At 61.1% G+C, this 2755-nt stretch carries 6 protein-coding genes; 1 reads left to right on the top strand and 5 read right to left on the bottom strand.

Translation table 11 applies throughout. The features are described from left to right. The 3 genes from rplN to rpmC form a co-directional block, all read right to left on the bottom strand. A partial coding sequence (gene rplN / locus Q0330_RS10330) for a 50S ribosomal protein L14 (RefSeq protein WP_299478336.1) occupies positions 1 to 311 on the bottom strand: 311 nt, incomplete at its 3' end. A 65-nt stretch (positions 312 to 376) separates the two neighbouring features. After that, on the bottom strand, positions 377 to 625 hold the full coding sequence (gene rpsQ / locus Q0330_RS10325) for a 30S ribosomal protein S17 (protein WP_299478333.1): 249 nt from the start codon (positions 623 to 625) through the stop codon (positions 377 to 379). A 10-nt stretch (positions 626 to 635) separates the two neighbouring features. Further along, positions 636 to 842, bottom strand: a complete 207-nt coding sequence (rpmC, locus tag Q0330_RS10320) for a 50S ribosomal protein L29 (protein WP_299478330.1) — start codon at positions 840 to 842, stop codon at positions 636 to 638. 318 nt (positions 843 to 1160) lie between these two features. Between rpmC and Q0330_RS10315 the strand changes: the two genes are divergently transcribed. Then, complete coding sequence (locus Q0330_RS10315) at positions 1161 to 1322, top strand: hypothetical protein (RefSeq protein ID WP_299478328.1); 162 nt, start codon at positions 1161 to 1163, stop codon at positions 1320 to 1322. Positions 1323 to 1417: 95 nt separating this feature from the next. On the opposite strand, the gene Q0330_RS10310 is transcribed toward Q0330_RS10315, so the two are convergent. Further along, positions 1418 to 1603 (bottom strand): hypothetical protein, encoded by a 186-nt coding sequence (locus Q0330_RS10310; RefSeq protein WP_299478325.1) that lies wholly within the window; start codon positions 1601 to 1603, stop codon positions 1418 to 1420. Between the two features lie 163 nt (positions 1604 to 1766). Next, positions 1767 to 2755, bottom strand: a 989-nt coding sequence (locus Q0330_RS10305) for a Hint domain-containing protein (protein ID WP_299478322.1), incomplete at its 5' end; no start/stop codon positions are given.

Here is a 2755-nt window from a genome sequence, read left to right as displayed (position 1 = left end):
CGCACGACCGGCCCGAAGATACGGGTGCCGACCGGTTCGCCCTGGTTGTTCAGGATGACGGCGGCGTTCTGGTCGAAGCGGATCGAGGTGCCGTCTTCGCGTTTCACTTCCTTGGCGGTGCGCACGACGACGGCCTTGCGGACGTCACCTTTCTTCACGCGACCACGCGGGATGGCTTCCTTAACGGACACGACAATGATGTCGCCCACCGACGCATAGCGACGGTGCGAGCCACCCAGAACCTTGATGCACTGAACTTTCCGGGCACCGGAATTGTCAGCTACATCCAGATTGGTTTGCATCTGGATCATGGTTTACTCCCGACCTTTGGGGACGGCGATGCGTGCCGCCCCAGGGTTTCGAATATATCTGGACCTCAGGCCGACGCTTGCGCGTCATCCGTCAGAACGGTCCAGCGTTTGGTCTTCGAGATCGGCGCACATTCGACGATGCGAACGGTGTCACCGACCTTGAACTGGTTTTCCGCGTCATGGGCGCGGTATTTCTTCGACGAACGCACGGTCTTGTGCAGCAGCGGGTGCTTGAAGCGGCGTTCGACCAGAACGGTCACGGTCTGCTCGTTCTTGTCCGAGGTGACGGTGCCTTGCAGGATGCGTTTGGGCATATCGGTCCCCTTACTTCGACGAGGCGGCTTCGGCCGCTTTCTGGTTCAGAACGGTCTTCACGCGGGCAACGTCGCGACGGACGCTGCGCATCCGCGCGGTCGATTCGAGCTGGCCGGTGGCCTGCTGGAAGCGCAGGTTGAACGCTTCCTTTTTCAGCGCAACCAGCTGCTCCTGCAGCTGCTCGGGCGTTTTCGCTTTGAGTTCCTGCGCTTTCATGCGCCTTTTCCTTTCAACATCACCGGAGAGCCCCGCTTCCACGGGCCACCCTTGATCCGGTGGAGTTTCGTGATGAAGCCGTGCCTATAGGCGTGTTTTCCCTGGCTGGCAAGCGCTTTCTCGGTCCGCGCGCGGGACGGCACGGATTTCGCGGCGGCACGCCCGCAAAAACCTGCGATCCCCTGCCCCTTCGCAGGTTTAACATATGCAAACTCATCATTATAGAATCGTTGATCTTTTCGCCGCCATCTGCATTGCTGGCTTATCTGCTCAACTATCCCATTTTTCGCGGGGGAGGATCCGATGAAGAATCCCTGGATGAGCGCGTGTCTGTCGGCCGCCAACAGCGTTGCCGGTGCCTCGCACAGAGAGCTTTTGGCAGAGATGCAAAGGGCGCAGTTCCAGTTGCTGCTGGAATGGCAGCGCATATGGCTGGAGACCTGGACGGCGATCTGTTTTCCCGCCGGACAACGCAAGTAACGCCCGCCGACATCGCGCGCCCGCGTCTTTCGTCCCCGGCTGCGGCCAGAGGCGATCAGTCGCTCATGCCCGTGTGCCAGCGCAAATCCCTGGCGTCAGTCCAGATTTTCCAGCTTGCGTGCCACCAGCCAGGCCACAGGAACCGCGATCACCGCCCCGATGGCTGCCGCCGCAATGATCGCGGTGGCCGTTTCAAAGCCCATGACCAGAACCGCGATCACACCGATCCCGGCCAATGTCGTCATGATGAGCGACAGAAGAAGAAAGAACAGTCGGGTCATGGGGCCCCCTATACTCCTGAGCGATCACTTTCGGCATGAGATACAGGAAGCCGAACGAATGCCACATTGATCCCTATCAAAATGCACCGGCACTCGCAGCAAAAGACCCCGACATCGCTGGCGGGGTCCTTGCCTCATTCCGATCGTTCAGGTTGCCGTCGCCTTACATCGCGCGAAGAAGCGGCCTGCCGTTTCTGGCCATCCGATCCGCCAGCTTGCGCGCCTGACGTCCGGGGATCAGCGGCCGTGCCGGTGCCCCGGCCTCGTCCTTCAATTGGGGGAAGATCGCCAGCAACTCGTCCATCGCATCCGGCCCGATCATGCGCAGAGCCTCCGGCCCGGGATAGAGCGATTCCGCCTCGGCGCCATTGGCCAGCACGACCTGATGGTCATCGAAAAGGAAGTGCACATAGGTCACCTCTGCCAGATCATCGGCGACCTCGACCCCATCGAGGGCGACAAGCTGCTTTGCCGCGACCAGAACCTCGGCCGTGCCGAACATGCGTTGCGCAATGGCAGAGCGGACCAGGATCCGGTGCTGCGGCGAGACGATCAGGTCCTGCGACGGACTGCCAGCACCAAGCGCCCCTGCCCGGATCCGGATCGGCCGCAGCTTCGGCGCAGCCTCCAACTCCTCGGGCGACATCCGGCGCTGACCGATCCAGCGGATCGGCTGCAAACCGCTGTCGCGGGTCATGACAAGCGCACCCACCGCCAGATCGCGGGCTGCGACCAACCCCGAGTCGGTCTCGATCAGCGTTGCCGCGTCGAAGCAGGTCGGTTCGGTGAAATAGGAATGCGCGTAATCGCCGGCGCCGTTAAAATTGGATAGAACGGTATAGGTGACCCCGTCCTGAACATTGAGCGGACCGGTGAAGGCGTAATAGGTATGCTTGTTGAGCGTATTGTAGTCGGGGTTGCCGCTTCCGCTATATGTCCCGACCCGGATCATGTAGATTCGCCCGACATTGCCATCGGAATCCTGAACCTCCTGCCAGGCGCGCGACCAGACATAATCGCCGGCCGAGTTGAGGCCGAAATCCTGGGTCAGTGTCTGCTGGGTCGCATCCAGCGTCTGGCCTGTAAGGGGAACGTTGAGGGAGTGTCCTGAACTTTGTGTATCCGGGCCGGCCCATGCGGTTTGGGATACTC

Source organism: uncultured Paracoccus sp. (genome assembly GCF_937873615.1).
Lineage (GTDB): Bacteria > Pseudomonadota > Alphaproteobacteria > Rhodobacterales > Rhodobacteraceae > Paracoccus.
Note: the sequence above shows the minus strand (reverse complement) of the source record. Positions and strands in the feature narration are given on the sequence as shown.